This is a genomic window from Cohnella sp. OV330 (genome assembly GCF_900112065.1).
In the GTDB taxonomy this organism is placed as follows: Bacteria; Bacillota; Bacilli; order Paenibacillales; family Paenibacillaceae; genus Cohnella.
The window spans coordinates 150,991-172,753 of sequence record NZ_FOKE01000011.1; the positions used below are offsets into that span (position 1 = coordinate 150,991).

A 21,763-nucleotide genomic window follows, 5' to 3' on the forward strand; every position below is an offset into this window, starting at 1 on the left:
AAAAAGAAGAGAGGAAGAAACAAGATGAGACCTATAGCGGCGGATTGGAAGGAACTTCGGTTTGGCGTCGAAATCGAGTTTGTTGGCGGTAACCCGGAGCATGTCGAGCTGTTGCCGGGCTGGATCATGTCGTTGGATGAACGACAGATCGACGATACCGGAGCTGAATCGGGCAGCGAGCTTAAGCCGCCTCCGATCCAGTGGGAGGATCGCGAACAAATTCGCGAGATGTTGGCGAGGCTCCAAGCGACGGGCGCGGATGCGAATTGGAGCTGCGGGCTCCATGTCCACGTCGGCTTAGATCCTTGGGGAGAAGAAGCGATTCCCCGGTTTATCGAGGCGGCCCTGCTGTATCAAGAAGCTGCGAGGAATTTACTGAATACGAGCGAAGCTCGACTGCAATTCTGTCCGCCCGTCACGCGGGAGATGTACGATCGGTTTAGATCCGATCCCGGGAGCGACGCATTATACCGCAAGGGACGCCCCCAATCCCATCGATGCGGCATGAATCTGGCGGCTTGGTACGATATCGGCACGGTGGAGATTCGTTATGCCAATGGCTCCTTAGACTACAATGAAGTGATCAACACCGTTGAATTCTGCCTTCGTTTCGTGGAGGCCATTGGGGCGGGACGTACGCTTTCTGCCGATCCCCGCCAACTGGCGATTGAACTCGGCGCGCCTGCCGGCGGCTATCCTCAACCAAAGCCCGCCCCGCAATGGTATCGCGAGCGAATGTGGCTGGAAGATGCGCTGGTGCCCGTCTTAGTTCCGCTTGCAAGACGCCTTGTCCAGGACGGGGAGATTCTTTCTATTTTGCCCAGGCCGGAAGGCATCTTAGTTGCAATAGAAGACGCTAATGGGGATTTATTCAAACACCTTTTGCATCTGCCTTCTACGGGTTGGGAAGCCGTGCGGCTGCTTCAAGAATGACTTGAACGAAGAAGACCCCTTTGACGAGGGGTCTTCTAACTTGGAAGGAGAGACCGACATGAACGAGCTCTATCGGGAAACATACGCCAAGCTGCCGGAACGCGAGCGGCAAGCGCTGCTGGTTTCGCTGGCCGAGAGGCATCCGGGCCTTGAGCTGAAGCGGTTTGCCCGCTTTGATCGGTTCGGCAGAGGCACGGATACGGCGATTTATTCGCTGGACGGGAGCGAATTCGTATTCGTGCCGGGCGATACGGTGAAGCTGGGCTGGGATTCGTTCGCCGACGGCTTCGACGAGGCGACGAAGCAGGATGTGGACGAGACGCTGGGGGAGTTCGATATCGAAGACGGCGAGGCGTGGATCGGAAGCCTCATGTCGCCGGTTCGCACCGTCACGGTGCCGCCGATGCTGGCGGAACGCAAGCTCCGGGAAGTTGGCTGGACGAAGGCGCCGCCCGGCGATGCAGCGACTGCCGAGAGGTGGAAAGCGCAAATCGACATATTCGAGAACTCTTCCACGAGTAGGCTTACGATCGATAAGCGGTTGCGGCTTGACCGGTCGGAAGGCGCTACGGTCTTGTCCACGTACGCGCCGGTGAGCTATGCGGAATGGCTTCAAAGCCTTCAAACGCAGGGTTTTTCCGCGCCGACGGAAGACGAATGGGAATACCTATGCGGCGGAGGTTCCCGGACATTGTGGCGCTTCGGGGACAGCTTCGATTACGACATGCACCTTAAGCATTTCCAAGCGCCGGAGCGGAAGGGCGAACCGTATGACTTAGAGCTGCCTAACGAGTTCGGTCTACACATCGCCTACGATCCGTACCAATACGAAGTGGTGGACGGCGCTTGCTTTTTGAAGGGCGGCGACGGCGGAAGCCTGATCTGCGGAGGCACGGGAATGGCGATCGGCTATTTGCCGACCGCGACTTATTACCGGCAGTCCTATATGGGTGAAGCGGCGGAGGCGGACTATAAGGCCGATATCGGCGGCGATTATACCTTTTACCGCAGAATCGTTCGTATTAGAGATTAACCCCTAACGATCGCACGCAGCGCTGCCTCTTTTGCGCCGCCTCACGCATACGCTTGCCTCCAAGCGTCGACCAACCGCTTCTTCTGCAGCAGATGGTGGCGATAATGCATCTCGATCAGTTGGAACCACTCGAGCGCATTCAAGCCGCCAAGGCGGGGATGGGCAACCGTATTTTGCGCAAGCTCGAATGCCGTGTCCTTGCCCGGCTCCGATAGGGCTCGGGCCGCCGGATCAAACGCCGCCGCCACCATCGGCTCGATCTCGGTCATCCGACGCACCGTATCGCGCAGCCCGTCCACGATTTGTTGCTTGCTGTCGGGTTGCGGCGGCGTGTACTGCGGCGATGGGGGAACTTGAACGCGCTCCGGCGGGAAGCTTCCCGCTTTGAACAACGCCTCCCCCAGCTTGGTTTTCCCAGTAGGAGAACCCGTTAGATCGCCATTCGGAGCGAGGCACAGCGCCGCATTCCGCAATTGCATAAATTGTGCGGAAAGAATCAAATGCATATGCATCTGACCAAGCGACCATTCATCTTCTGCAGGCTTCCACAGCAGCTGCTCGAGGCTGAAGCTCTCCAATTCCTGAATATAGCCGTTCACTGTCTCTTCGAATTTGCGCAACGTTTCCTTCGTATTCATTGCCGAAACCACTCCTTTGAACTGAATGGCTTTAGCATACAATAAGGCTCCTGACACAAGTCTGTCAGTACCTTTTTCGCATGTTTTCGATTTCCGCGCGCATGCGATCCCGCAGCGATTCCGGCTCCAGCACGCGCACCGCCGCGCCCCAGCCGAGCGTCCACTGAATCAGCTCCTCGACCTGCCGCACGCGGAACGTGGCCAGCCAGCCCTCCTCCCCCGGCTCGAACGATTCCATATAGAAGTTGTCCGATCCCTGAACCAGGTCCGCGACAGCCGGATCGACCAGCATCCGCACGATGACGTTCCGTTCGTCTATGTACCGCCGGTTGTGAAGGTTAAAGCCGGAAAGGACTTCGAACGATTCTTCAAGCACGACGAGCTCTTTCATACGGGACAGCCGAAAGTGGCGAACGTCTCCTCTTAGACCGCAGAACGCGACAAGCACCCATGCGCCTTGGGAAAAAACGAGCCCGTATGGATCGGCCGTACGCTCGCTGTGGCGACTGCCATCCGGTCCTGGCAGGTTCTTGGAATAGCGGAAGCGAACCTTGCGCTTTTTCACAATCGCCCGGCGCAGCTGCTCGAACGTTTCCTTCTCCTCCCCGCGCGTTCTCGCCGTTCTATCGTTCAACAGCCTGATCGCCGATCGCAACCGGTCTGTCTCCTTGCGCACGCTCTCCGGCAAAATAGCCTCGATCTTCTCCTGCGAGCTGCGGGCGCTCGCGCCGTACTCGGCGTCCAGCCTCAGTTCGACGAAGTCCGCCCCGACGAGCAGCGCCATCGCTTCCTCCGCCGTGAAGCTTACCGGGGGGAGGAAGTAGCCCTCCATTAAAGCGTATCCTACGCCCGGCTCGCCTGCCACAGGAACGCCCATTTCGCTGAGCGCTTGCATGTCGCGGTAAATCGTGCGGACGCTCGTCTCGAACCGACCGGCCAAATCCTCGGCCCGCAGAACTCCTTTGCGCTGCAGCTCGATGACGATGGCCAACATGCGCTCGGTTTTATTCATCGTCGTCCACTTCCTTTGTCATGCCGCTGTTTTGTTTAATATATCGCTATCTATAGAGGTTTGTCTCCATTTTGCCCTAAATCTCCATGGTTGCCGCCTGTCGCTCTCTCGACCAATAGGATTAAGGATGAGAATCGTTATAGCGGAATGGCTTTAAAGGCTTTTCACCGCATCACCTGCAAAACGAAAGCCACAGGCACCCTACAGGGTGCCTGTGGCTTTCTTAATTCAATTCCATTAGAAAGTCATTCGCCGCCTGAAAGTATCCGTTCAAATCGTCGGCGTGGACGCCGTGGCCGCATTGTTCGAATACGATCAGCCTGGTATTCGGCCTTCTGGCTTCCATCCGTCTCGCCTGTTCGGTAGCCAGAATGAAGCTTTTCCCGCCGTGAATCAGCAGGATCGGGCAGCTTGACCCTAACCAGTCGTCCCACCACGTCCCATTGGATTGAGGTACGGACACTTGCAGCCCCTTCAGATCCGTTCGAAATCCCCAACCGCGTTCATCCTCAAATACGCTTTCGGCGAAGTAATCGATCGCCCGAAGTCCCGCGCTCGCAAGCGATTCTCTCAGTTCCTTCAATGAAGCGGATCGATAGGGAAGCCTGTCTGCAAAAGAGAAATCGGCTTGAATCTCCGCGCCGATATCCTCGACAATAAGGGCTGTCACCCATTCGGGATAACGGGCCGCAAATTGATAAGCGTTCAAGCCGCCCAAGGAATGTCCTAGAATCGTGACCGGCCGTCCCCCAAGCTCCGATTGAACGAGAGTTAGAATATCCTCCACGTAATCCTCTCTTGCGTATTCCTGCCCTGGAGAAGGGTCGCTCCAACCATGTCCACGCTGGTCCAGGGAGATGACCCGCCAATCCTTGAAACGAACGGCCAGCTCCGAGAACGATCTCGCATTCGCCATATACCCATGCAGCATAACGAGCACGCGCTCGCTATCCCCGCCATAATCAAGGTAAGAAAGCTTAAGATTTCCTGATTGAAAGAACTTCCTAACAGCCGTGCCTTGAGCTCTTAAATTCGACATCTGACATCGCTCCTCTTTGGTCGTCATTCCGCTCTTTTGACTCATTTTAACCGTTAATGGTGACAGCCTTTGTCATTGAATTTCCTTTTATCAGCCGCTGAGAGGTAGACCCTTATGCTCATTCCTTCGTTGTCGTTGTCCATACATGCCGGCCAGCACGGCGGCTATCGCCATGAAGATCGCGCTGGACGCGACGCCGAATTGCAGCCCGAACCGTTCGACCTCCACGCCTCCAACGATAGGGCCGATAATCTGCCCCGAAGCAAAAAAGGCCGTGGCTAAGCTGAGGCATGCCGCATAAGCGTGATGAGGAACGTGACGTCGCAGAAGCGCGGTGGTCATCAGCGGAGGGGTAATAAAGGAGACCAGTCCGACCGTAACAGCGCCTAATGCCGTAAAAATGATATTGTTGGTGGTTACGCCAATCACCCCGATTGTCCCCAAGGTTAACCCGGTCGCAAGCGTATATCCGCTCGGCCAGCGGTCGATGGCCTTTCCTCCGATCCATCCGTTAAATAACCCCGCAAATCCTATACCTGACCAGATCAATCCGGCATAGAGAGACGGAATGCCATGGCTCACCAGATAAGGAATCAAGTACGTGAAATAAATGATGTAACCCCAGCCGAAGAAGAAATAAGAACCGATTAAGAACAAAAGCTTCTTCGGATGCAGCAGGAGAAGGTACACGTTCATGCGCGCTTGTTCTCGAGAATCCGCTCCCGTCCGTGCGGGTATCGGCGCGGATTTCCGCTTTCCCGTGACGGTCTCGAAACCGAACGCGGCGATGACGCCAAACACGCCCATGGCCACCCAGGCATACCGCCAACCATCCACATGCGAAGGGTCTATCGTGATGGGCGCGAACAAGCCCGTCACTAGAATGCCTGCAGAACCGCCCAGCCATATGAGACCCGACGCCACGCCTCTTTCCGCCGGCCGTACGGCATCCATGGCAATGGACAGAACCAACACCGTGGCAAGAGCCGATAACAAGCCAACGACGAACCGCCATAGCCCGAGCTGAACGGAATGATGGCTGAATGCCGAGCCGATCATGGCCAATCCGAGCAAGAAACACGTGATTCGGTTGATGACCGGCTTGCGATCCGGGAAACGCGAGATCAAAGGCGAGAGACCTAAGGTTCCGATTAAATAACCGATAAAGTTGACCGTTCCCAGCATGCCCAGCTGACTGTAGCTCCCCCCGATCTCCCTCTGTATTCCCGGCAGGAACATGCCATAGGAGAGTCGAGAAAAACCGAGAATGACGACAAATAAAAGCGATGCCCACAGCGTAATCCAGTTGAATGCGGATTTTGTGCCCATTGCCCATCTTCCCCTAAAATAATTTGTTGACCCTAGTGTAATTTTATGGAGAAGTTTTGTAAAATTAAATTATATGAACAAATGATTCATTAATCTTAAATCAAAGGTGATGACCATGGATCTTCGAGCTTTAAAAACCTTCGAGGCGTGCGTGCGGCTTGGCCATTTTCAGAAGGCTGCCGAGGAACTCCAATATGCGCCTTCTACGGTAACCCTTCAGATTCAGCGCCTCGAAGCCGATCTGGGCGTTTCTTTATTCGTGCGCGACGGCAAACGCGTAATGGTGACGGAGGCCGGTCGATGGCTTAGCCATGAGGCCTCGACTTTGTTGAAGTCGGTCGGATCCATCAGGCAGACGGTCTCCGATATCGCGGCGGGCGATGACGGCAGCGTTCGTTTCGCCGCTATTGAGCCTATCGCGAGCCAGAAGCTGGCGACCGTTATCGCCGACTTCTACAAGACTCGTCCGAAAGTGGAGCTAACCATGGAAGTGGGCGGCAGCAAGACGATCGCGGGGAGGGTTCGATCCGGAGAATTGGATTTTGGCATATGCTCGGCCCCGCCGCCGAATCTCATGCTGGCGTTTGAACCGTTAATCGAGGAACGATTAGGGGTGATGTTGAACGTGAATCATCCATTAGCCAATCGGGATCGCATCGCGGCGAGCGACCTTGCAGGGCTAACCGTTCTGGTCAAAGAACCGACCTGTATCTATCGAGAGCTCTGGGAGACGACGTTCTGCCCCACCGCCCAGAACCCTTTCACTAGCGTTGAGGTCGGAAGCTTCTTCGTGATCCAACAAATGGTTAAAGCAGCGTTCGGCATTGCGATCGTTCCGATCTATAGCAGTCTCGAGAGCGAGGGATCCTTGGTCATCAAGCCCTTCATGGACCTGAACCCCACCCTCGGCATCGGCTTCGTTTATAAAGATAAAAATGTCTTGGGGAAGGCGTCGTTATTGTTAATGGACGCGATAAGAGATTCAACGGCAGGTTCTTGAAATAAAACAAGAGCACTCATTTGAGTGCCCGAGATCGATTGCGTCGCGATTTTCATGGCGTAATATCGTCGAAATTCTGCAAAAGGCGCTGCTTCAGCCCCTCTTCGTTTGTTAAAGGAATGCTTACCGTTTAGCTCGTCGCCGTTGGATGGACGATTTTCTTTAACAAATGCATCGTACCGTCCCCATTCTCAGGATCAAACGCCATGAACCGTTCATAGCCTCTTCTTTCATACATGGGCAGCAGCCATGGATGTTTCTCGGCAGTCGCTAATGTAACGGCCGGGGCGCCCAGCTTATCGCGAATAATTTGCTGCTCCACCCAATTGAGCAACTTGTTGCCGACCCCTTTTCCCTGAGCGTCGGGATCCACGGCAAACCATCTCAAGAAAGGCAGATCCGTTATTCCTTTAAGCTCATTGCCTTTAGATAGGGTAACCGTAGCTTGAACTTCACCATCGATCTCCAAAACATAGCATTCATTTTCGGCTATATTCGTTTGAATCATAGCCAAGTCCGCATTAGCGGCAGGCCAATGAAGCTTAAGCTCGCGAATGGTGACATAGGCCTTATAAATAACGTCTTGCAGTCTTTCTGCATCCTCTTGCGTTGCCAAACGATAAATTTCACTCATCCCGAAAAGACTCCTTGCAAGATATATTTGAAAGTCCAAGCGTTTAAGTCGGAATAAACGCAAGTACACTCTAACATACACTTGTTACGGAGCGCTAATCGAGTTTTTCTATTCACTCATCGATGTTACAGTACGGCCGGCTGAACCGACTGTTAATTCATGGTATGATTGGATCAAAGTCGTCCGCCAAAGGAGATCTCGAGACGTGCCGGATTGGTCTTATCAAACCTTGTTTCGCCCGCTGCTGTTCCGCCTTCCGGCGCGCACCGCGCGGGGAATCACGCTCAATGCCTTCGGAGCCGTCGGCCGCATGCCGGGCGGCGCATTCCTCATTAAAACGCTAGGCCATCAGGAGCCTTCCGCTTTGCTCGAGACGGGGTGGTCGGCGACGCCTGTAGGCTTATCCGGCACAATCGATCCGCTAGGAACCGCCCAACGCGGGCTTGCCAGGCTTGGCTTCGGCTTCGTAGAGATCGGCCCGGTCACCGTACAACCGATTGAATCTCGCGAACCGATCGAACTCGATACGAAGCAAGAGCTGATTCGTTTCCCCGAGCCTTTCGAAAATGAAGGCTTGCCTGCCGTCATACAAAAACTCGCGAATGCGGGACACAGTCTGCCCAAGTACATACGGATCGCTCCAATGCCTGGCGCGTCCGACGATGAGATGGTTTCCCAGCTTATTCACCTGGTCGATCGTCTGACGGCGGTTGGCGTCGCGGGGATTTATGTAGATACAACGTCGTTCAATTGGGACTCCCCCGTATGTTTTCGCCTACTGAACCGAATGACCGATTGTGTGAAAATAGAAGGCTCGCTTTTCCTATACCTCCCGCCCGACTTATCGGAGGATCGACTTCGCCTTCTGCTTCAACATCTGGATTGTTCGGCTTGGGACGGTGTCGTGGTTGGAGGAGAGCAGCTTGCGGAAGGCGGAGCGGCGGTTCAAGGCCTCTGCGTAAAATCATCTGGCCTCGAGACGCTTCGGCTCGTACGGCGGTTAGGGCCTTCAACGTGGATCGTCAAAGTGGCCGCCGGCGTCCACGAGCCGCAGGATGCGACGCTTTTTCTTCAAAACGGCGCAGATGCCGTGCTTCTTGGCAGCGGATTTGTTTTCGCCGGGCCAGGCCTGCCTAAGAGAGTGAACGACGCGATTATTAACGATAAAGTAAGAAGCATCGCCGAACCTGAAACGCCCTCCTTTTGGAGGCATTGGGGCTGGATGTGCTTGCTTGGGATCGGCATGATCGTCGGCGGATTTATGGCTGGGTTGATCGCGATATCGAGCGTGCTTCTTCCTTACGACCTCAGCTTCCTCCATATGAAAAGAGAAGAACTGATCGCATTCAACGGGCACCTGATCCACTTTATGTCCCACGACCGCATCACCTTAAGCGGCACGATGATCTCGATCGGCATTCTCTACTACCAGCTAGCCAAGCATGGATTGCGCGACGGACTGCATTGGGCCAAAACGGCTGTCACGGCTTCTTGTATGGTCGGCTTTCCGAGCTTCTTTCTGTATCTGGGCTATGGCTTCTTCGATCCCGTGCATGCCGCGGCGGCCATTATTCTGCTGCCCCTGTTCCTTCTGTCGCTGAGAAGGAATCCCGATCAGCCATTTCGAGGATCCGTCAGTAGGGTTAACGATCGAATATGGAAACGGGCGATGTGGGGGCAGCTATGTTTCGTCGTGTTGGGCGTGTCATTAGCGGTTGGCGGTCTGACGATTGCGGCAATCGGCGTGACGCATGTATTCGTGCCGACGGACCTAACGTTTATGGGGGTGACGCCCGAAGAGCTGGATGCCTTCAATCCCCGGCTCATTCCGCTCATCGCCCACGACCGCGCGGGCTTCGGCGGCGCGTTGTTCTCCGATGCCGTCGTGCTGTTAATTACGGCTTTGTGGGGGATCCAAAGCGGCGAGCGCTGGTTGTGGAGAACCCTCCTCTTCGGCGGCATGCCCGCCTTTTTCGCTGCCCTAAGCGTCCATTATGGGATCGGCTACATCGATTTTATCCATTTGCTGCCTGCATGGTTTGCATTCGCGCTTTATGTCGTTGGATTGATTTTGTTGTATCCGTACATGCATGGCATGGATCGCGGAGCTTCCGCTAGCAGAGAGGCGCAAGCTTCAACATAAGGGAAAGTGTCCTCTGCTAACCCCTCACCTCATCAGGATTTATGATCTGGTTGATGAAGCAATCATACGGTTAGTCCGCCCGCATTCAGAATGGTTAAAACGATGAGTAACAGAAGAAACACAACCGGTTGCATCGTTTTGCCAAACGCATCTTTGACCCTTAAGTGCACGAGGAGTGCCCCTATCATCGTAATTCCAAGCCAAATGGCGCCCCAAGCGATCACGTCCGCATCCCAATAGCCCCTTACAAGCACTACAGCTCCGACCAGCTGAACGGTTCCCGTGATCACGCGAAACCATTGGGGAATCCTCAGGTTGTTGAATATATCAACCCAGTACTTGACCCCGGCAATCTTCGCAGAACCCGAAAAGACGTAGTACGCAATCAACAAGCTCTGAAGCACGATCGAAAATACAGTCATTCGGATTTCCTCCCTTTATTGTTTGCTGACCAAATGGTAAGTTATAATTTGCCTATTGTCAAGTTATAATTTAATTAGTGTAAAGTTATAACTTGACGCCTTTTCAGTAATGGACTACGATGACTTTATTAGATTGGACATGGAGGTTCAACCGTATGGGAGAAGTCCGCAATGCGGAACGCACGAAAAAGAATATTCTCGATGCTGCACAAAAAGAGTTTTTCGACAGGGGGTTTAAGGGGGCAAGGATCGAGTCGATCGCAGAAAAAGCCGGGGTAAAGAAGCAGTTGATCTATCATTACTTCAAGGGAAAAGCAGAATTGCTTGAAGCCGTCTTGGCTAACGCTGCCACTACCGAACCAGAGTGGGTCTCGCAAATCCCCGATAACCCGGTTCATATTGCCGAGCATCGATATAGGGTCAATAGCCAGGCAAGAGCAGACTTTATTAGATTCGCCGCTTGGGAAGCGCTTGAATCTTGGGCGGAGCCAACGTCTTGGAATAAAGGAGGGGAACTTGCCCTTCAATCCTATGCTGAGTACTGGAAGGTCCAAAAGGAAAAAGGGGTTGTACCGCCGGTAATCGAGCCTGAACTTTTGACGCTGGCAATAACCGCTTTAACTGTTTATCCCATTATTTTCGGCAATATCACCAAGTTCATTACCGGATGCGATTCGACCGATCCGGATTTTCAAGCTAGGTGGTCAACCTTTCTAACACAATTAAGCGGGCGCCTCTTAGAAAAGCAGTAAGACCGTAAGCGTTAACGCTTAACCTGTCTATCGGCGAAAACAAATGGCGGCCATGCGGCCGCCAAACGTTATGATTAACTTGTGCTTGCTGCGATGCAATTCTTTGTCACGACGGCTTAATTGCCTCCATACGCGCCTTTAATGACGAAGAACGAACCCCGGATCGTACCCGCCAGCTTGGACTTCTGTCTTGCGAATTTAAACTTCTTCTCTTCCAGCTCCCGGGGCACTTCCATCCCCTCGGACAGCTTAAAGCCGACGGCCCGCTTCTTAGGATCATCTACCGTATACAGGACGTTGATTGCTAGACCATCCTCATAAAAAACGAAGGCCCAATCGATATTTTCGACTTGAAAACGCGACGTTTCCAGCGGTTTGGCCGCAAACGCAATCCCCCGCTCTTCCTTCAACACGCGATTCACGTAATCAAGCGTCTCTTGGCTTTCGCCCGCAGGTACGACCGTAAATTCATGCTTGTATTTGTTCATGAAATAACGGGCTTCGTTCGCGCGCAAACCGGCTAGCGCTTCTGCTGCCGGCGAAGATTCAAGACCGGCGGTAGACACGTTTTTAAAATCAACGATAGCGGACATCCTTATCCCTCCTGACGATCTCGATTACTTCTCTACGACCGGAACCCACATTTCGCCATAGACGAGGCCGTCCCGCTGCCCCATCTCAACCGTTGCATTGGGCCCGCCGACATAGGCGTAATGATCGGCTGCCGGCAACGCTTGACCGAAGGCAACGCCTGTAAGCATGCTGCTGAGCTCATCGGCCGACTTCCCTTCGCCTTTAACGACGAGGTATTGTCCCTTGGGGAATTGGATCACTCGGTGCTCTTCCGCTACCGATGCATCCGTCATGACGCCGGCATAATACATCATTTTGTGATTGACCGCTTCGTTGACGGCAAAAATATAGTCGTTCGCGGCGATCGACTTTAGCGTGTCGAGTCTTCCGTCCTGTTCTACGGACCGCCAGAAGTTTTCCTTTTCCTTGTTCATGCCGGCATAATCCGTGTAGTCGCTCTTCAGTTCCGTTCCGATCCCAAGCACGATAAAGCTGTCTTTTTCCTCAAAGGTATACGTTGCCATGATTCCAGCTCCCTTTTTTAAATGAATGAATGGATGGGTTGAATCGCTTGATAGGTCTATCATAACCATAAATCGTGTTAAAATCTGTTACTGTTTAGCGTTATGACCCTTTAAAGTTTGCGGCTCTTCGGACGCAGCGCCCAGGAGGCGATGGCAAGCGCGGCATAGAAAAGGGGGAGAATCACATGGAATCCGCCATCGCCGTAATCATGAGCGAACATATGAGACAAGGACGCGCCCGTCATGAGGAAGAAGATGCCGCTGTAGGCCCATTCCTTCAGCCGGGGGAAGCCCGGGAGAAGGATCGCGATGATGCCAAGCAATTTCCACGTCCCGAGGATGTTCGTGATATATAACGGGAAACCGATAGCGGTGACCAAATCGACGTTGCCGCCGTACCGCATCAATTGCCCGATCCCGCTTAGTGCAATGGAGAATGCGAGAATTGCGGTGACGATCCAATAAGCGGCCGTCCTTCCGATCGTACGGGATTCCACCTTTGCGAGCTTCTCATTTCCGGTAATCGTACTCATTTTAATTCCTCCTTGATCTTGTTTACTTCTTGTTTTTTCTCTTGATGAGCTTATAATAACGATTAATCATGTCAAAATATGATACTGTTTAGAGGGCCCCATGAAAAAAGTAGAACGGATTAACGTCATCATGCGGTACATCAACAACCGCGCCCATTTTACGATTTCGGAAATCATGAATGAGTTCAACATTTCCCGTTCGACGGCGATCCGAGACATCAGGGAAATTGAAGCGATGGGCATGCCGCTGGTCGCCGAAGTCGGGAGGGACGGCGGCTACTTTGTGATGAACAACTCCGTCCTGCCCACGGTCCGCTTTACCGATAATGAGATTAAAGCGCTCTTTATCGCCTTCATGGCCACGCGCAATCTGCAGCTCCCTTATCTCAAAAGCCGTCACTCTTTAGCGGAAAAATTGCTCGGCCTCATCTCGCAAAATCAGCAGGACGATCTTGTTCTGTTGAATCAGATCTTGCTCTTCGAGGGAACCAACCCTCACAATCCTGACCTGCTCGATCTATCGGACCTGCCCCATCCGATGTTGGAGCAACTGATCCAGATCCTTCTTAAAGACCGCTACTTAGCGGTTTCCGTCGAAGAAGGAAGGGAGATCAAGTCTTATCCCATCTATCTCATGCGCCTGTATCGCGAAAAAAGCGCTTGGCAAATCGAAGGCTTCGACCTCGCGGAGGAGAAGCGGCGGATTATCCCAGTCGACTATCTCGCCGATGTCAAACCCTATCCCGAGAAAAAAAGAATAAGCGGGAAGAAGATCGCAGAACAACTGAGCAAGCAGGAGGAAGCCATCAACCTCGTCGTCGAGCTTGGTCCCAAGGCGATCGCCCAGTTCAAAAAGTATCATCCGCTAAAAATGACGATTTCCTATACGAACCCTTATCAGACCACGGCGATCTTAAAGGCGTTCCTCAATGTACATCATCCGGATGAATTGACCGAGATCACGAATTGGCTGCTTTTCTTGGGTGCGGATATCAAGGTCAGGGAGATACCGAAGGAAGTTGTAGAGAGATTGCAGGAGAGAATGGATGCATTTGGGGGCAAGTAACTGACCGCTACAATTAGGCCTCAATCTGATATCCGTGTAGAACTTGCTAAGAAGGAACTGAAGAACCGCTTAACGGATACATGCAGCGTTGAGGCATTGGGGTACCTCAATAAATATTTTCGACTTGATTTCTAAACCGATCGGTTTATACTGTACTAAACAGTATAGAAGGAGAGGAAATTTTAATGAGCGTCATCGTTCCCCCTTTCACTCGCGAGTCCGCCATGCAAAAAGTCCGGTTAGCAGAGGATAGCTGGAACAGCCGCGACCCGCTTCGGGTCTCGCTTGTTTATACGGAGGACAGCCGTTGGCGGAACCGCACCGAATTTCCGGTAGGTCGAACGGAGATTGTCTCGTTGCTCACAAGAAAATGGGCTAAAGAGTTGGAATACCGTCTCATAAAGGAGCTTTGGTCATTCACCGATGACCGGATAGCCGTACGCTTTGCGTACGAGTGGCATGACGATAGCGGAAATTGGTTCCGATCATACGGGAACGAGAATTGGGAGTTTGCTGCCGATGGTTTGATGAAGCGCAGATTTGCGTCGATCAATGATATGCCGATCAGCGAATCCGAACGAAAATTTCATTGGCCGCTCGGTAGGCGCCCCGATGAGCATCCCGGCTTAACCGACCTAGGCCTATGACCCGTACCGTATTCGAAAAGGCCGATGTCATTCCGTTGGTTGCCGAGGTTTTTCGCGAGCTCGGTTACGAAGGTGCATCCATGAGCAAAATCACGGCCCGCACACGACTTTCCAAAGGAAGTCTTTATCACTTCTTCCCCGGAGGAAAAGAGGAAATGGCGTCGGAGATTCTCGCGCACATCGAGAATTGGTTCATAAGGAACATATACGAGCCGCTCGAACGAGATGACCCTCTTAAGGCTATACACAACATGTGGCGCGAAGTCGATGCTTATTTCCGATCGGGCCAGCGGATATGCCTGGTCGGCGCTTTTGCTCTTGACGAGACGCGCGATCGGTTCGCTTCCGGGATTCGGCAGTATTTCAGAAGGTGGATTGATGCGTTGTGTGCCGCACTTGTTAGAGCAGGAGCGTCCACTGATGCAGCTGCTGTAATTTCGGAGGAGACCGTTGGCGGGATTCAGGGAGGATTGATTCTCAGTAGGGCGCTCCATGATGAGACCCTGTTCGAACGTACCCTCGCAGGTCTCGCTGAGCGAGTAACAAAATGTGTCCGTGAGGATGCAGGCCGATGATATAATGGTGAAAAAGGATGTGATCCTATGGAATCTTTTGATACTTTATTGAACGAACTGCTGCTGCAGGAGCAGGATCTGCAATTCGCGGCGTTCACGAACAATACGGCTTATGAGGTAGGCACGCGCATCATAGAGAAGGCGCTGCAGGAGGGCAAATCGATCGTGGTCGACATCCGACGGGGCGCCGAGCGGCTGTACTATGCGAGAATGAACGGCACGGGCGACGGCAACGATCAATGGGTCGCTTGGAAGAACAATACGGCGCTTCACTTTAAGCACAGCTCGTACTATATGCACGTCTATCTCAAGTCGATCGGCTCCAGCATCGAAGCCCAGTCGCTCGACGCTGACGAATACAAGGCCGAAGGCGGCGCATTCCCGCTGATCGTGAAGGGCGAGGGAATCGTAGGCACGATCACGGTATCCGGCCTGCCCGGCGATCAGGATCATGCGACGATCGTGGAAGCGCTGCGCGAGTATCTGGCCGAGCAACGATAACGAATTGCGCAGCATGTACTGTTTCGTTGCCCCAAGTTGCTATACCTTCAAATTTTCTTTGCCCCTTTACCGGTGCCAGGCGTACTTCATTTCCCTAAATCCGACATCCCATATTTTCATATTTCCCTCAAGGGTGATCGTGAGCGCTTTGGCACCTTGAAAGTAAATGGACGATGTCCCCGGCTCAAGGCTTGGTTCTTCTTGGGACGTGGACAGATACTCTTGTCCATCGGCTGAGATGCGTAGACTCCCATGGGCATCCTCTTGATCGGAAATTCCAAAGTTCAGGTAGAGATAAAGCTCTTTTTTGCCTAGGGTATACGTGTACGTCATCGTATTTTCCCCTTCGGTACTATACGAATTGTACTGGGGCTCTACGTTCAGACCCCCGATTCGGAGGCTGTCTCGCTTTGTTCCAGTCGATGAATTTACGCTGCCGTTCCTCAGATCGTTTATCGCCACAAAGGGGCCTTGTTCTTTCGTGAACGCTTTGTCAACGATTCCGAAGCTCCCCCAAATCCCGATCATCAGGACAACTACGGAGATGCCCGTAGCGGCGATGCTCCTCCAGACCTTTTTTGTACGAGATCCGATTCGCAATGCTCCAAATCCGACTGCTGCGCCTAATGCGTTCTGAATAACGTCGTTCATATCGAAGCTGCCGAGCAACGTGAGGGCCTGAACGGTCTCAAGCACGAGGATAGACAGGATGAATAAGAACATGAATTGAATGAAGCTGGTCCGATATAACAACGGAATCAAGATGCCAAATGGGATGAAGGCTGCGATATTACCAAAACCCACAGCATCCATCAGCGTAGGATGCAGCAGATCCGATAGATCCGGCAGCCTAAAAAAATCCTCCGGCAAAAGCAAAAAGGTGAAACCTGTCTCGGCATCGATGGAATCCGCCCTATCGAAAGCGAAAAACATAAAATAAAGAATAAAAACGGTATAGGTTAGCGTTATGACTAAAATAATTTTACGTTGCCCGGTATTCATCCTCTTCTCCTTAATATAGATTACGATTACTTTCCTTTCTATTTAAAGCAGCTTAATCAGCTCTTCCAGTTCGTCGACCAATCCTTTTGCGGATTCAAAATCAGAATCTTTTAAAGCCAATTCGATTTTCATTTCAACGGATTTTTTCTTTTGTTCCGTTTCTAGATAGTCTCGATCAAAATGGCTCGCATAAATCATCTGCCTAAATTTTCGCATGCTCATTTTTCTGATCGTCTTATCTTCAATGATTAAAACATAATCCATCCCATTTACAACCGAATAGAAATCGTGAGAAATCATGAGGATCGCGCCTTTGTAGTCTTCAATGGCTTTCTCCAGTGCGATTTGCGTATAGGTGTCTAAATGGCTGGTCGGTTCATCCAGAAGCAATACGTTTGCTTTACTGGCGGCAACCTTAGCGATTTGAAGCAAATTTTTCTCTCCGCCGGATAAAGACGCTATCTTTTGATTAACGATTTCTCCTTCAAAGCCATAGCCTGCAAGATACGATCTAATCTCATCGTAGGTCTTAAACCCGGCATCGATGAATTCCTCTAATATCGTATTCGAATCCTTTAGCACTTCGCCTTGATTCTGCGATAAATACGCCACTTTAACATCAGCGTTGATTTCAATTGCATCATGACTGTTTTTGAAGATATCTCGGAGTAAAGTCGTTTTCCCCGTACCGTTCGAACCGATAATGGCTACTTTATCCGTAGATTTGATCTCGAAGTTAACTTGGTCTAACAGCAACTCATCAAAGGCAACCCTATAATTGCTAACTTTTATAACCGTGCCGTCTTCCAGTTCATGATCCATATCGAAACGGATCGTCGGCTGCTTCAATTCAACGAACGGCGCTTTAATTCTACGCGCTTCCAATCTCTCCTGAAACCTGACTCTAGCTTTTAATGCTCTACCTCTAGAGGCTTCTGAATTATAAGTGGCAATCGCTCTTAGATTAAGGATGACTTTCTCGTTTCTCTCGCTTTCTTCTTGCTCGGCGAATGCGATTTCTTGTAATTCGATTTTAGTCTGAAGCAAGGAGAAGTTATAATCCATATACCGCCCGTCAAACTCTTGGATCTCCGCGTTTTCAAGGTGCAGGATTTTATTGAAGCAATGATTCAATAGATATCGATTGTGCGTAACGACCAGCAGCGTTCCTTTGTGAGAATTAATCAGGTTTTTAAGCGCGTTGAGGTTTTCAAAGTCTAAAAATACATCCGGTTCGTCCATAATCAGGACGTCTGGACGACGAAGCATTTCCTTCATCACTTGAATAAGTTTGAATTCCCCGCCGCTCAGGTCGGATACCCTATGATCTCTTAGCTTCGTGAGGTTTGCTAGATTTAGTTTCTTATTGATGTTGCTTTCAAAATCATCCCCGCCGATTGCTTCTAATGCATCCAAAGCGAGTTGATACTTTTCCAATAGTGAATCCATATCCGAGGATGATTCCATTTCCGTACAAATCGATGCGATTTCATTTTGTATCTTAATGAATTCTTCTCCTATATACTCAAAAACGGTTGTTTCTTTCGTTTTATCGAGCTGCGAGAATTGACTTACATGCCCGATTTTGCACGTCGGGTCTATTTCTAAGATGCCCTCGAACATATATCTGTCTGGATCCATCAATATGTCTATCAATGTACTCTTCCCATTGCCGCTTGTTCCGATAAAAGCGCAATGTTGCCCCTCTTGAAGCGTAAATGAAATGTTTTTATAGAGTTCCTTTTGCGGAAACGAGAAGGATAGTTTATCGACTTTTATCATCGTATGACCTTTCTTTGCGAACATAGATTTGGTGTTTACCGTTGTTAGCGTAACACTGTTTACGACCGACTACAATCGCATTTGCATCCCATCTCTTCGGGGTCAAAAAATCTCCGAGCATCTTTGCCCGGAGATTTTAGCGCTTTGCCCTTGCACGCTGCCCGTGGCCGGCATTGTTCACCAAATGATTGAAAGTGGCGCTACTCCAGGCTGACTGCAGCGTCGAACGGACGGTATCGACAAACGCAGCAAAACCGGAAATATCTCCGACATCCAGTTTCAGCGCGACTGCTTTACGCCCCATAGCTTCGATCTCAGCAACGACAGACTTTGCTTCCTCTGCTTGGCTGCGATAGGTCAGGATGACGTCGCCGCCCAGTGTGCTTTAAGAGGTTCACTTGCAATTGATCATGCCCACCGGATTAGACATATCCCTTAAAGCGGCGCACGCTTCAGGCCAGGCGGGGTCTTCAGGGTAGAGCGCGGTGCGGAGATAGGACCAGACAAGCGCTCGCAGTGCAGCCACGCGTTCGGGGTTTTCGTCGGTCGTTTCCTTCGCGTCGTAGGCGGCAATCCCACCTAGTCCATGCTCCGCTCCTAGCAGCGTCAACAAGCATTTGGGGCCGGGACTCTGGAAGTACGCATCAGCGCGCCAATCCTTTCGGTCGGAGAAAGCAGGGTTCCAGTCGTTCTCACCCACGATGACGAGGGCTGGCGTTGTCATTGTGGCGAAGCTAGTTGTCCCCAGCACCGGGTAGTGTTCGGTTGCAAACGCGGCGAGGTCCTCTCCGCTGCCTGGCGCAGCCATCAGTACCCCCGCCTTGACCCGAGGGTCGGCCAGGTTCACCTCCGTACCGTCGATCGGATCCTTAACCCGCTGGCCACACAACAGGCCTACCGTATGTCCGCCTAAGGAATGCCCAACTGCCGCGATCCGGCTCCGGTCAAGGCGCCCGCCGAGCCCTGGAACAGCATCCTCGATCTGATCGAGGCGATCGAGGATGCAGCGCATGTCCTCGGCCCGGGACCGCCAATACAACGGCGCCTCTGGGTTGTCCGATTCGCGCAGGCCCAGCATCTTCGAGTCCAAGTGAGTGGGCTGGATCACGACGAAACCGTGAGCTGCCCAGAAGTTGGCAAGGGGCCCGTAGCCATGTAGGGAGGAGACGAAGTTCGAAGGCCCGTGACCATGCGATAGAAGAATGATGGGCAGGTCGCTCCCTGTCGAGGGCACGGAAACCTTGATTTGCAGATCTGCCATACGGTTCGGAGCCGACAGCACGACAGGACTGAAGGTCATGACAGGGGTGAGATCGCTGACGGGAATATCAGCAGCTTCAGTGAACGGCTTGCTCATTGGACGATCTCGCTTTGGTTTCTCTTGCATCGGAACACTCTCCTTCTCGCTTCTCGCATCGATGTGCAGACTTAGCGATATCACTCATGGTTGACATATCAACCACAATAAAGGTAGCACATTGTGGTTGACACGTCAACCATGCTATTATCTTTTTATGGACAAATACGAGTTAACCGAAGCGGAAATGCGAATATGGCACCTATGGAAAGGCTCATTTCAGAGCATCTTTGGTCGCGTGATAAAAGAGTTGTCCGAGCACACAGGACTATCAGAGGGCGATTACGGGGTTTTAGATCGGTTAGTCCTTTCGGGGAACGGGAATCTTCGTCAACAGGAGTTAGCCGACTCGATGGACTGGGATAAAAGTCGATTGTCGCATCATCTGACGCGAATGGAAAAGCGCGGGCTCGTGACGAGAAAACCAATCGATACGGATCGCGGTGTCCAAGTCCTCATCACTCCTGCCGGGAAATTGGCATTGGATGAAGCCCGTCCCATCGTCTCTAAGGCGATACAAAAATATTTCCTTGATCTATTAACCGATCGAGACATTGAGTCAATTACGAAGCTGGCGGAAAGAACAAAAACAGAACCATAAACGTATTGTAAAGCGCCTTTTAACACAATCAACTTTGTTAATGTGAAATCGATTCTTTGAGTATCTCTCTAATACTCACCGGAGGTCGGCCGATCAAATGAGCCAGCGTGGGATCGACTTGCGCGAAATCGCCCCGACGGCTCGCTAGAAACATCCCCATCCGCATGTTTACACTCGCTTCCGGTACGCCTTGAGACAGCATGCGGTTCCGGAACTCTTCGTCCGATACAACGATTCGACGGATGGTCCTTCCCAAGATCTCGGAAGCGATTGTCGCAATCCCTTCCATATCGATGGCTTCGGATCCCGTAAGATTGGGGGTCATGCCATCTAACTCCTGCTTGCTTATGACCGCCGCCGCAGCTTCAGCCAGGTCAGAATGAGCTGTCCAGGCGACAGGGCCGTCTTCAGGAGCGATCAGCTCCCCTGTTTTTAGCCGATCAACATGAGTACCGATGCGGCGTAATAGCCATTGCGGAGCGACGTGAAAGCCATGCCTGAAGCTTGCAACAGCTCTTCGGTAGCGGCGTGGTGAATCATGGGAGCGAAGGGCGATGTCGGCGAAGAGCCCATGTGACTCGTGTATAGCACCTGGCTAGCCCCTGCCTGCTTGGCCGCGTCGATCGCTGCTTGATGCTGCCGGATACCATGCGGGATACCGGCCTCGCCCATAATGCCGGCCGAAACAATGAGAACCTGCGATGCCCCCTCAAAGGCGCGATGCAGACTCTCGGCATCGTCGAAGTCGCCCCGACGAACACGAACTCCGCGACCCTGTAGCTCTTGTGCCTGATTCGGATCGCGGACGCTGACACCGATCTGCTCGGCAGGTACGCGATCAAGCAGCTGCTCAACCACGGCCCGGCCCAATTTCCCGTTAGCTCCGGTAACGATGATCATGACCATAACATCCTTTCATTTTGCATGATTGTGTCGCCCGTACGTTTTATCCTTCCCTTCGAAAAATAACGGGATGTAGCCGCCTTTATTTTTTTGGATCCGCTCCTCTGTCCAGTTGCCGGCTAGAAGTCCATGAGCCACCGCCCCAAAAGCAACAACGCCGATACCCAATTCCCTTGCAGCCGGCAAATCTCTTTTTCAACGCTCCGTTTTGTTCGTTCTTCATCATGTCTGCCTCCTGGATTCTATTTTCAAAAACATGTAGCCGTCTACATATTTGTTTAAAAAATAATGCGTCGCTTCGAAAATCATTATTTTAAGCGTTGCTTCTCAACATTTTCAAAAGCGCGGGTCAGCAGTGAGACAAACATGGCTTTTTCGGCATCCGACATCCCTTCCGTGATCCATTCCTCCGATTTTGTGAAGGCATCGCTTCTCTCGCTAAGAAATAGTTTGGCTTTAGCCGTGACATCAATACGGAGATTGCGCCCGTCGGAAGGACTGCTGCTTCGCGTAATAAATCCGGATTTCTCCAAACCGTTCAAAAGGTTTGTCACGGACGGACCGCTTAGAGCCATGGTTTTCTCAAGAAACTTGCGGTTAATCTCTATATGCTCCTCTATGGATTGATGAATATGCGACAAAAGGATCGCTTGCGAGCTATTCAAGCCATGCTCCTTCAGGAGCTGGTCAATGATTTCTCGAACCTTTTGCGCGATAACTTTAATGTATAGGCTAAAGGGGTACTTGTCGAAAACGCTTGGCAT

At 51.9% G+C, this 21,763-nt stretch carries 27 protein-coding genes; 10 read left to right on the top strand and 17 right to left on the bottom strand.

From position 1 onward, the window contains the following. Positions 1-24 precede the first annotated feature (24 nt). The gene (locus BM235_RS23810; RefSeq protein WP_090116746.1) at positions 25-933 is read left to right on the top strand and encodes an amidoligase family protein; all 909 of its coding nucleotides are present in this window, start codon (positions 25-27) and stop codon (positions 931-933) included. 58 nt (positions 934-991) lie between these two features. Continuing rightward, positions 992-1,966 (top strand): formylglycine-generating enzyme family protein, encoded by a 975-nt coding sequence (locus tag BM235_RS23815; RefSeq protein WP_090116747.1) that lies wholly within the window; start codon positions 992-994, stop codon positions 1,964-1,966. A 41-nt stretch (positions 1,967-2,007) separates the two neighbouring features. On the opposite strand, the gene BM235_RS23820 is transcribed toward BM235_RS23815, so the two are convergent. From BM235_RS23820 to BM235_RS23835, 4 genes are all read right to left on the bottom strand, one after another. Beyond that, entirely contained in the window at positions 2,008-2,604 is a 597-nt protein-coding gene (locus tag BM235_RS23820) for a DinB family protein (RefSeq protein ID WP_090116748.1), read from the bottom strand. 64 nt (positions 2,605-2,668) lie between these two features. Next, positions 2,669-3,616 carry a helix-turn-helix transcriptional regulator gene (locus BM235_RS23825; protein WP_090116749.1) on the bottom strand — a complete coding sequence of 316 codons (948 nt, stop codon included), beginning with the start codon at positions 3,614-3,616 and terminating at the stop codon, positions 2,669-2,671. Between the two features lie 223 nt (positions 3,617-3,839). Continuing rightward, complete coding sequence (locus BM235_RS23830) at positions 3,840-4,655, bottom strand: alpha/beta fold hydrolase (protein WP_090116750.1); 816 nt, start codon at positions 4,653-4,655, stop codon at positions 3,840-3,842. A 90-nt stretch (positions 4,656-4,745) separates the two neighbouring features. Continuing rightward, on the bottom strand, positions 4,746-5,984 hold the full coding sequence (locus BM235_RS23835) for a YbfB/YjiJ family MFS transporter (RefSeq protein ID WP_090116751.1): 1,239 nt from the start codon (positions 5,982-5,984) through the stop codon (positions 4,746-4,748). A gap of 115 nt (positions 5,985-6,099) precedes the next feature. Here BM235_RS23835 and BM235_RS23840 point away from each other — a divergent pair, with 115 nt between their 5' ends. Next, positions 6,100-6,984: a LysR family transcriptional regulator gene (locus BM235_RS23840; protein WP_090116752.1), complete on the top strand. Its 885-nt coding sequence runs from the start codon at positions 6,100-6,102 to the stop codon at positions 6,982-6,984. Between the two features lie 130 nt (positions 6,985-7,114). Here BM235_RS23840 and BM235_RS23845 read toward each other — a convergent pair whose 3' ends face one another. Together BM235_RS23845 and BM235_RS32710 are read right to left on the bottom strand one after the other, a co-directional pair. Further along, positions 7,115-7,618 (bottom strand): GNAT family N-acetyltransferase, encoded by a 504-nt coding sequence (locus tag BM235_RS23845; RefSeq protein ID WP_090116753.1) that lies wholly within the window; start codon positions 7,616-7,618, stop codon positions 7,115-7,117. A gap of 421 nt (positions 7,619-8,039) precedes the next feature. Beyond that, a complete protein-coding gene (locus tag BM235_RS32710) occupies positions 8,040-8,306 on the bottom strand; it encodes a hypothetical protein (protein ID WP_255374560.1) in 267 nt (88 codons plus the stop codon). Positions 8,307-8,645: 339 nt separating this feature from the next. Between BM235_RS32710 and BM235_RS32715 the strand changes: the two genes are divergently transcribed. After that, positions 8,646-9,761, top strand: coding sequence for a hypothetical protein (locus BM235_RS32715; protein ID WP_255374561.1), 1,116 nt, complete (start codon positions 8,646-8,648; stop codon positions 9,759-9,761). 62 nt (positions 9,762-9,823) lie between these two features. Here the strand turns inward: BM235_RS32715 and BM235_RS23855 are convergent, their stop codons facing one another. Then, complete coding sequence (locus BM235_RS23855; RefSeq protein WP_090116755.1) at positions 9,824-10,183, bottom strand: DoxX family protein; 360 nt, start codon at positions 10,181-10,183, stop codon at positions 9,824-9,826. A gap of 155 nt (positions 10,184-10,338) precedes the next feature. Here BM235_RS23855 and BM235_RS23860 point away from each other — a divergent pair, with 155 nt between their 5' ends. Next, entirely contained in the window at positions 10,339-10,935 is a 597-nt protein-coding gene (locus BM235_RS23860; protein WP_090116756.1) for a TetR/AcrR family transcriptional regulator, read from the top strand. 116 nt (positions 10,936-11,051) lie between these two features. Here the strand turns inward: BM235_RS23860 and BM235_RS23865 are convergent, their stop codons facing one another. From BM235_RS23865 to BM235_RS23875, 3 genes are all read right to left on the bottom strand, one after another. Continuing rightward, a complete protein-coding gene (locus BM235_RS23865) occupies positions 11,052-11,528 on the bottom strand; it encodes a phage tail protein (protein WP_090116757.1) in 477 nt (158 codons plus the stop codon). A gap of 24 nt (positions 11,529-11,552) precedes the next feature. Then, positions 11,553-12,032, bottom strand: a complete 480-nt coding sequence (locus tag BM235_RS23870) for a GyrI-like domain-containing protein (protein WP_090116758.1) — start codon at positions 12,030-12,032, stop codon at positions 11,553-11,555. 110 nt (positions 12,033-12,142) lie between these two features. Beyond that, the gene (locus tag BM235_RS23875) at positions 12,143-12,565 is read right to left on the bottom strand and encodes a DoxX family protein (RefSeq protein WP_090116759.1); all 423 of its coding nucleotides are present in this window, start codon (positions 12,563-12,565) and stop codon (positions 12,143-12,145) included. Positions 12,566-12,665: 100 nt separating this feature from the next. Between BM235_RS23875 and BM235_RS23880 the strand changes: the two genes are divergently transcribed. From BM235_RS23880 to BM235_RS23895, 4 genes are all read left to right on the top strand, one after another. Next, a complete protein-coding gene (locus BM235_RS23880) occupies positions 12,666-13,631 on the top strand; it encodes a helix-turn-helix transcriptional regulator (RefSeq protein ID WP_090116760.1) in 966 nt (321 codons plus the stop codon). Between the two features lie 185 nt (positions 13,632-13,816). Further along, positions 13,817-14,278, top strand: coding sequence for a nuclear transport factor 2 family protein (locus BM235_RS23885; protein ID WP_090116761.1), 462 nt, complete (start codon positions 13,817-13,819; stop codon positions 14,276-14,278). Next, the gene (locus BM235_RS23890; RefSeq protein ID WP_090116762.1) at positions 14,275-14,853 is read left to right on the top strand and encodes a TetR/AcrR family transcriptional regulator; all 579 of its coding nucleotides are present in this window, start codon (positions 14,275-14,277) and stop codon (positions 14,851-14,853) included. Before BM235_RS23885 ends, BM235_RS23890 begins: the two co-directional genes overlap by 4 nt. A gap of 27 nt (positions 14,854-14,880) precedes the next feature. Then, positions 14,881-15,354, top strand: a complete 474-nt coding sequence (locus BM235_RS23895) for a heme-degrading domain-containing protein (RefSeq protein ID WP_090116763.1) — start codon at positions 14,881-14,883, stop codon at positions 15,352-15,354. A gap of 66 nt (positions 15,355-15,420) precedes the next feature. Here the strand turns inward: BM235_RS23895 and BM235_RS23900 are convergent, their stop codons facing one another. The 4 genes from BM235_RS23900 to BM235_RS23915 form a co-directional block, all read right to left on the bottom strand. Beyond that, positions 15,421-16,356 carry a VanZ family protein gene (locus tag BM235_RS23900; protein WP_090116764.1) on the bottom strand — a complete coding sequence of 312 codons (936 nt, stop codon included), beginning with the start codon at positions 16,354-16,356 and terminating at the stop codon, positions 15,421-15,423. A 42-nt stretch (positions 16,357-16,398) separates the two neighbouring features. After that, positions 16,399-18,138: an ABC-F family ATP-binding cassette domain-containing protein gene (locus BM235_RS23905; protein ID WP_090116765.1), complete on the bottom strand. Its 1,740-nt coding sequence runs from the start codon at positions 18,136-18,138 to the stop codon at positions 16,399-16,401. A 136-nt stretch (positions 18,139-18,274) separates the two neighbouring features. Beyond that, positions 18,275-18,517 carry an SDR family NAD(P)-dependent oxidoreductase gene (locus BM235_RS23910; RefSeq protein ID WP_369803546.1) on the bottom strand — a complete coding sequence of 81 codons (243 nt, stop codon included), beginning with the start codon at positions 18,515-18,517 and terminating at the stop codon, positions 18,275-18,277. Between the two features lie 15 nt (positions 18,518-18,532). After that, the gene (locus BM235_RS23915; protein ID WP_090116766.1) at positions 18,533-19,525 is read right to left on the bottom strand and encodes an alpha/beta hydrolase family protein; all 993 of its coding nucleotides are present in this window, start codon (positions 19,523-19,525) and stop codon (positions 18,533-18,535) included. Positions 19,526-19,682: 157 nt separating this feature from the next. On the opposite strand from BM235_RS23915, the gene BM235_RS23920 reads away from it, so the two are divergent. Then, positions 19,683-20,096 carry a MarR family winged helix-turn-helix transcriptional regulator gene (locus tag BM235_RS23920; protein WP_255374576.1) on the top strand — a complete coding sequence of 138 codons (414 nt, stop codon included), beginning with the start codon at positions 19,683-19,685 and terminating at the stop codon, positions 20,094-20,096. A 37-nt stretch (positions 20,097-20,133) separates the two neighbouring features. Here BM235_RS23920 and BM235_RS32720 read toward each other — a convergent pair whose 3' ends face one another. The 3 genes from BM235_RS32720 to BM235_RS23930 all read right to left on the bottom strand — a co-directional run bounded on the left by BM235_RS32720 (position 20,134) and on the right by BM235_RS23930 (position 21,763). Continuing rightward, complete coding sequence (locus BM235_RS32720) at positions 20,134-20,421, bottom strand: Rossmann-fold NAD(P)-binding domain-containing protein (RefSeq protein ID WP_255374562.1); 288 nt, start codon at positions 20,419-20,421, stop codon at positions 20,134-20,136. 107 nt (positions 20,422-20,528) lie between these two features. After that, complete coding sequence (locus BM235_RS32725) at positions 20,529-20,996, bottom strand: NAD(P)H-binding protein (protein WP_255374563.1); 468 nt, start codon at positions 20,994-20,996, stop codon at positions 20,529-20,531. A 311-nt stretch (positions 20,997-21,307) separates the two neighbouring features. After that, positions 21,308-21,763: a MarR family winged helix-turn-helix transcriptional regulator gene (locus BM235_RS23930; protein WP_090116767.1), complete on the bottom strand. Its 456-nt coding sequence runs from the start codon at positions 21,761-21,763 to the stop codon at positions 21,308-21,310.

Bases quoted from the DNA above. Each gene is read 5' to 3' on its own strand.
- BM235_RS23825 (WP_090116749.1), bottom strand. From the start codon at position 3,616: ATGAATAAAACCGAGCGCATGTTGGCCATCGTCATCGAGCTGCAGCGC.
- BM235_RS23835 (WP_090116751.1), bottom strand. From the start codon at position 5,984: ATGGGCACAAAATCCGCATTCAACTGGATTACGCTGTGGGCATCGCTT.
- BM235_RS23905 (WP_090116765.1), bottom strand. From the start codon at position 18,138: ATGATAAAAGTCGATAAACTATCCTTCTCGTTTCCGCAAAAGGAACTC.
- BM235_RS23860 (WP_090116756.1), top strand. From the start codon at position 10,339: ATGGGAGAAGTCCGCAATGCGGAACGCACGAAAAAGAATATTCTCGAT.
- BM235_RS23880 (WP_090116760.1), top strand. From the start codon at position 12,666: ATGAAAAAAGTAGAACGGATTAACGTCATCATGCGGTACATCAACAAC.
- BM235_RS23855 (WP_090116755.1), bottom strand. From the start codon at position 10,183: ATGACTGTATTTTCGATCGTGCTTCAGAGCTTGTTGATTGCGTACTAC.
- BM235_RS23920 (WP_255374576.1), top strand. From the start codon at position 19,683: ATGCGAATATGGCACCTATGGAAAGGCTCATTTCAGAGCATCTTTGGT.
- BM235_RS23870 (WP_090116758.1), bottom strand. From the start codon at position 12,032: ATGGCAACGTATACCTTTGAGGAAAAAGACAGCTTTATCGTGCTTGGG.
- BM235_RS23845 (WP_090116753.1), bottom strand. From the start codon at position 7,618: ATGAGTGAAATTTATCGTTTGGCAACGCAAGAGGATGCAGAAAGACTG.
- BM235_RS23895 (WP_090116763.1), top strand. From the start codon at position 14,881: ATGGAATCTTTTGATACTTTATTGAACGAACTGCTGCTGCAGGAGCAG.
- BM235_RS23930 (WP_090116767.1), bottom strand. From the start codon at position 21,763: ATGCCAAGCGTTTTCGACAAGTACCCCTTTAGCCTATACATTAAAGTT.
- BM235_RS23830 (WP_090116750.1), bottom strand. From the start codon at position 4,655: ATGTCGAATTTAAGAGCTCAAGGCACGGCTGTTAGGAAGTTCTTTCAA.
- BM235_RS23815 (WP_090116747.1), top strand. From the start codon at position 992: ATGAACGAGCTCTATCGGGAAACATACGCCAAGCTGCCGGAACGCGAG.
- BM235_RS23865 (WP_090116757.1), bottom strand. From the start codon at position 11,528: ATGTCCGCTATCGTTGATTTTAAAAACGTGTCTACCGCCGGTCTTGAA.
- BM235_RS23885 (WP_090116761.1), top strand. From the start codon at position 13,817: ATGAGCGTCATCGTTCCCCCTTTCACTCGCGAGTCCGCCATGCAAAAA.
- BM235_RS23875 (WP_090116759.1), bottom strand. From the start codon at position 12,565: ATGAGTACGATTACCGGAAATGAGAAGCTCGCAAAGGTGGAATCCCGT.
- BM235_RS23820 (WP_090116748.1), bottom strand. From the start codon at position 2,604: ATGAATACGAAGGAAACGTTGCGCAAATTCGAAGAGACAGTGAACGGC.
- BM235_RS23900 (WP_090116764.1), bottom strand. From the start codon at position 16,356: ATGAATACCGGGCAACGTAAAATTATTTTAGTCATAACGCTAACCTAT.
- BM235_RS32725 (WP_255374563.1), bottom strand. From the start codon at position 20,996: ATGATCATCGTTACCGGAGCTAACGGGAAATTGGGCCGGGCCGTGGTT.
- BM235_RS23915 (WP_090116766.1), bottom strand. From the start codon at position 19,525: ATGCAAGAGAAACCAAAGCGAGATCGTCCAATGAGCAAGCCGTTCACT.
- BM235_RS23890 (WP_090116762.1), top strand. From the start codon at position 14,275: ATGACCCGTACCGTATTCGAAAAGGCCGATGTCATTCCGTTGGTTGCC.
- BM235_RS23840 (WP_090116752.1), top strand. From the start codon at position 6,100: ATGGATCTTCGAGCTTTAAAAACCTTCGAGGCGTGCGTGCGGCTTGGC.
- BM235_RS32720 (WP_255374562.1), bottom strand. From the start codon at position 20,421: ATGACCCCCAATCTTACGGGATCCGAAGCCATCGATATGGAAGGGATT.
- BM235_RS23810 (WP_090116746.1), top strand. From the start codon at position 25: ATGAGACCTATAGCGGCGGATTGGAAGGAACTTCGGTTTGGCGTCGAA.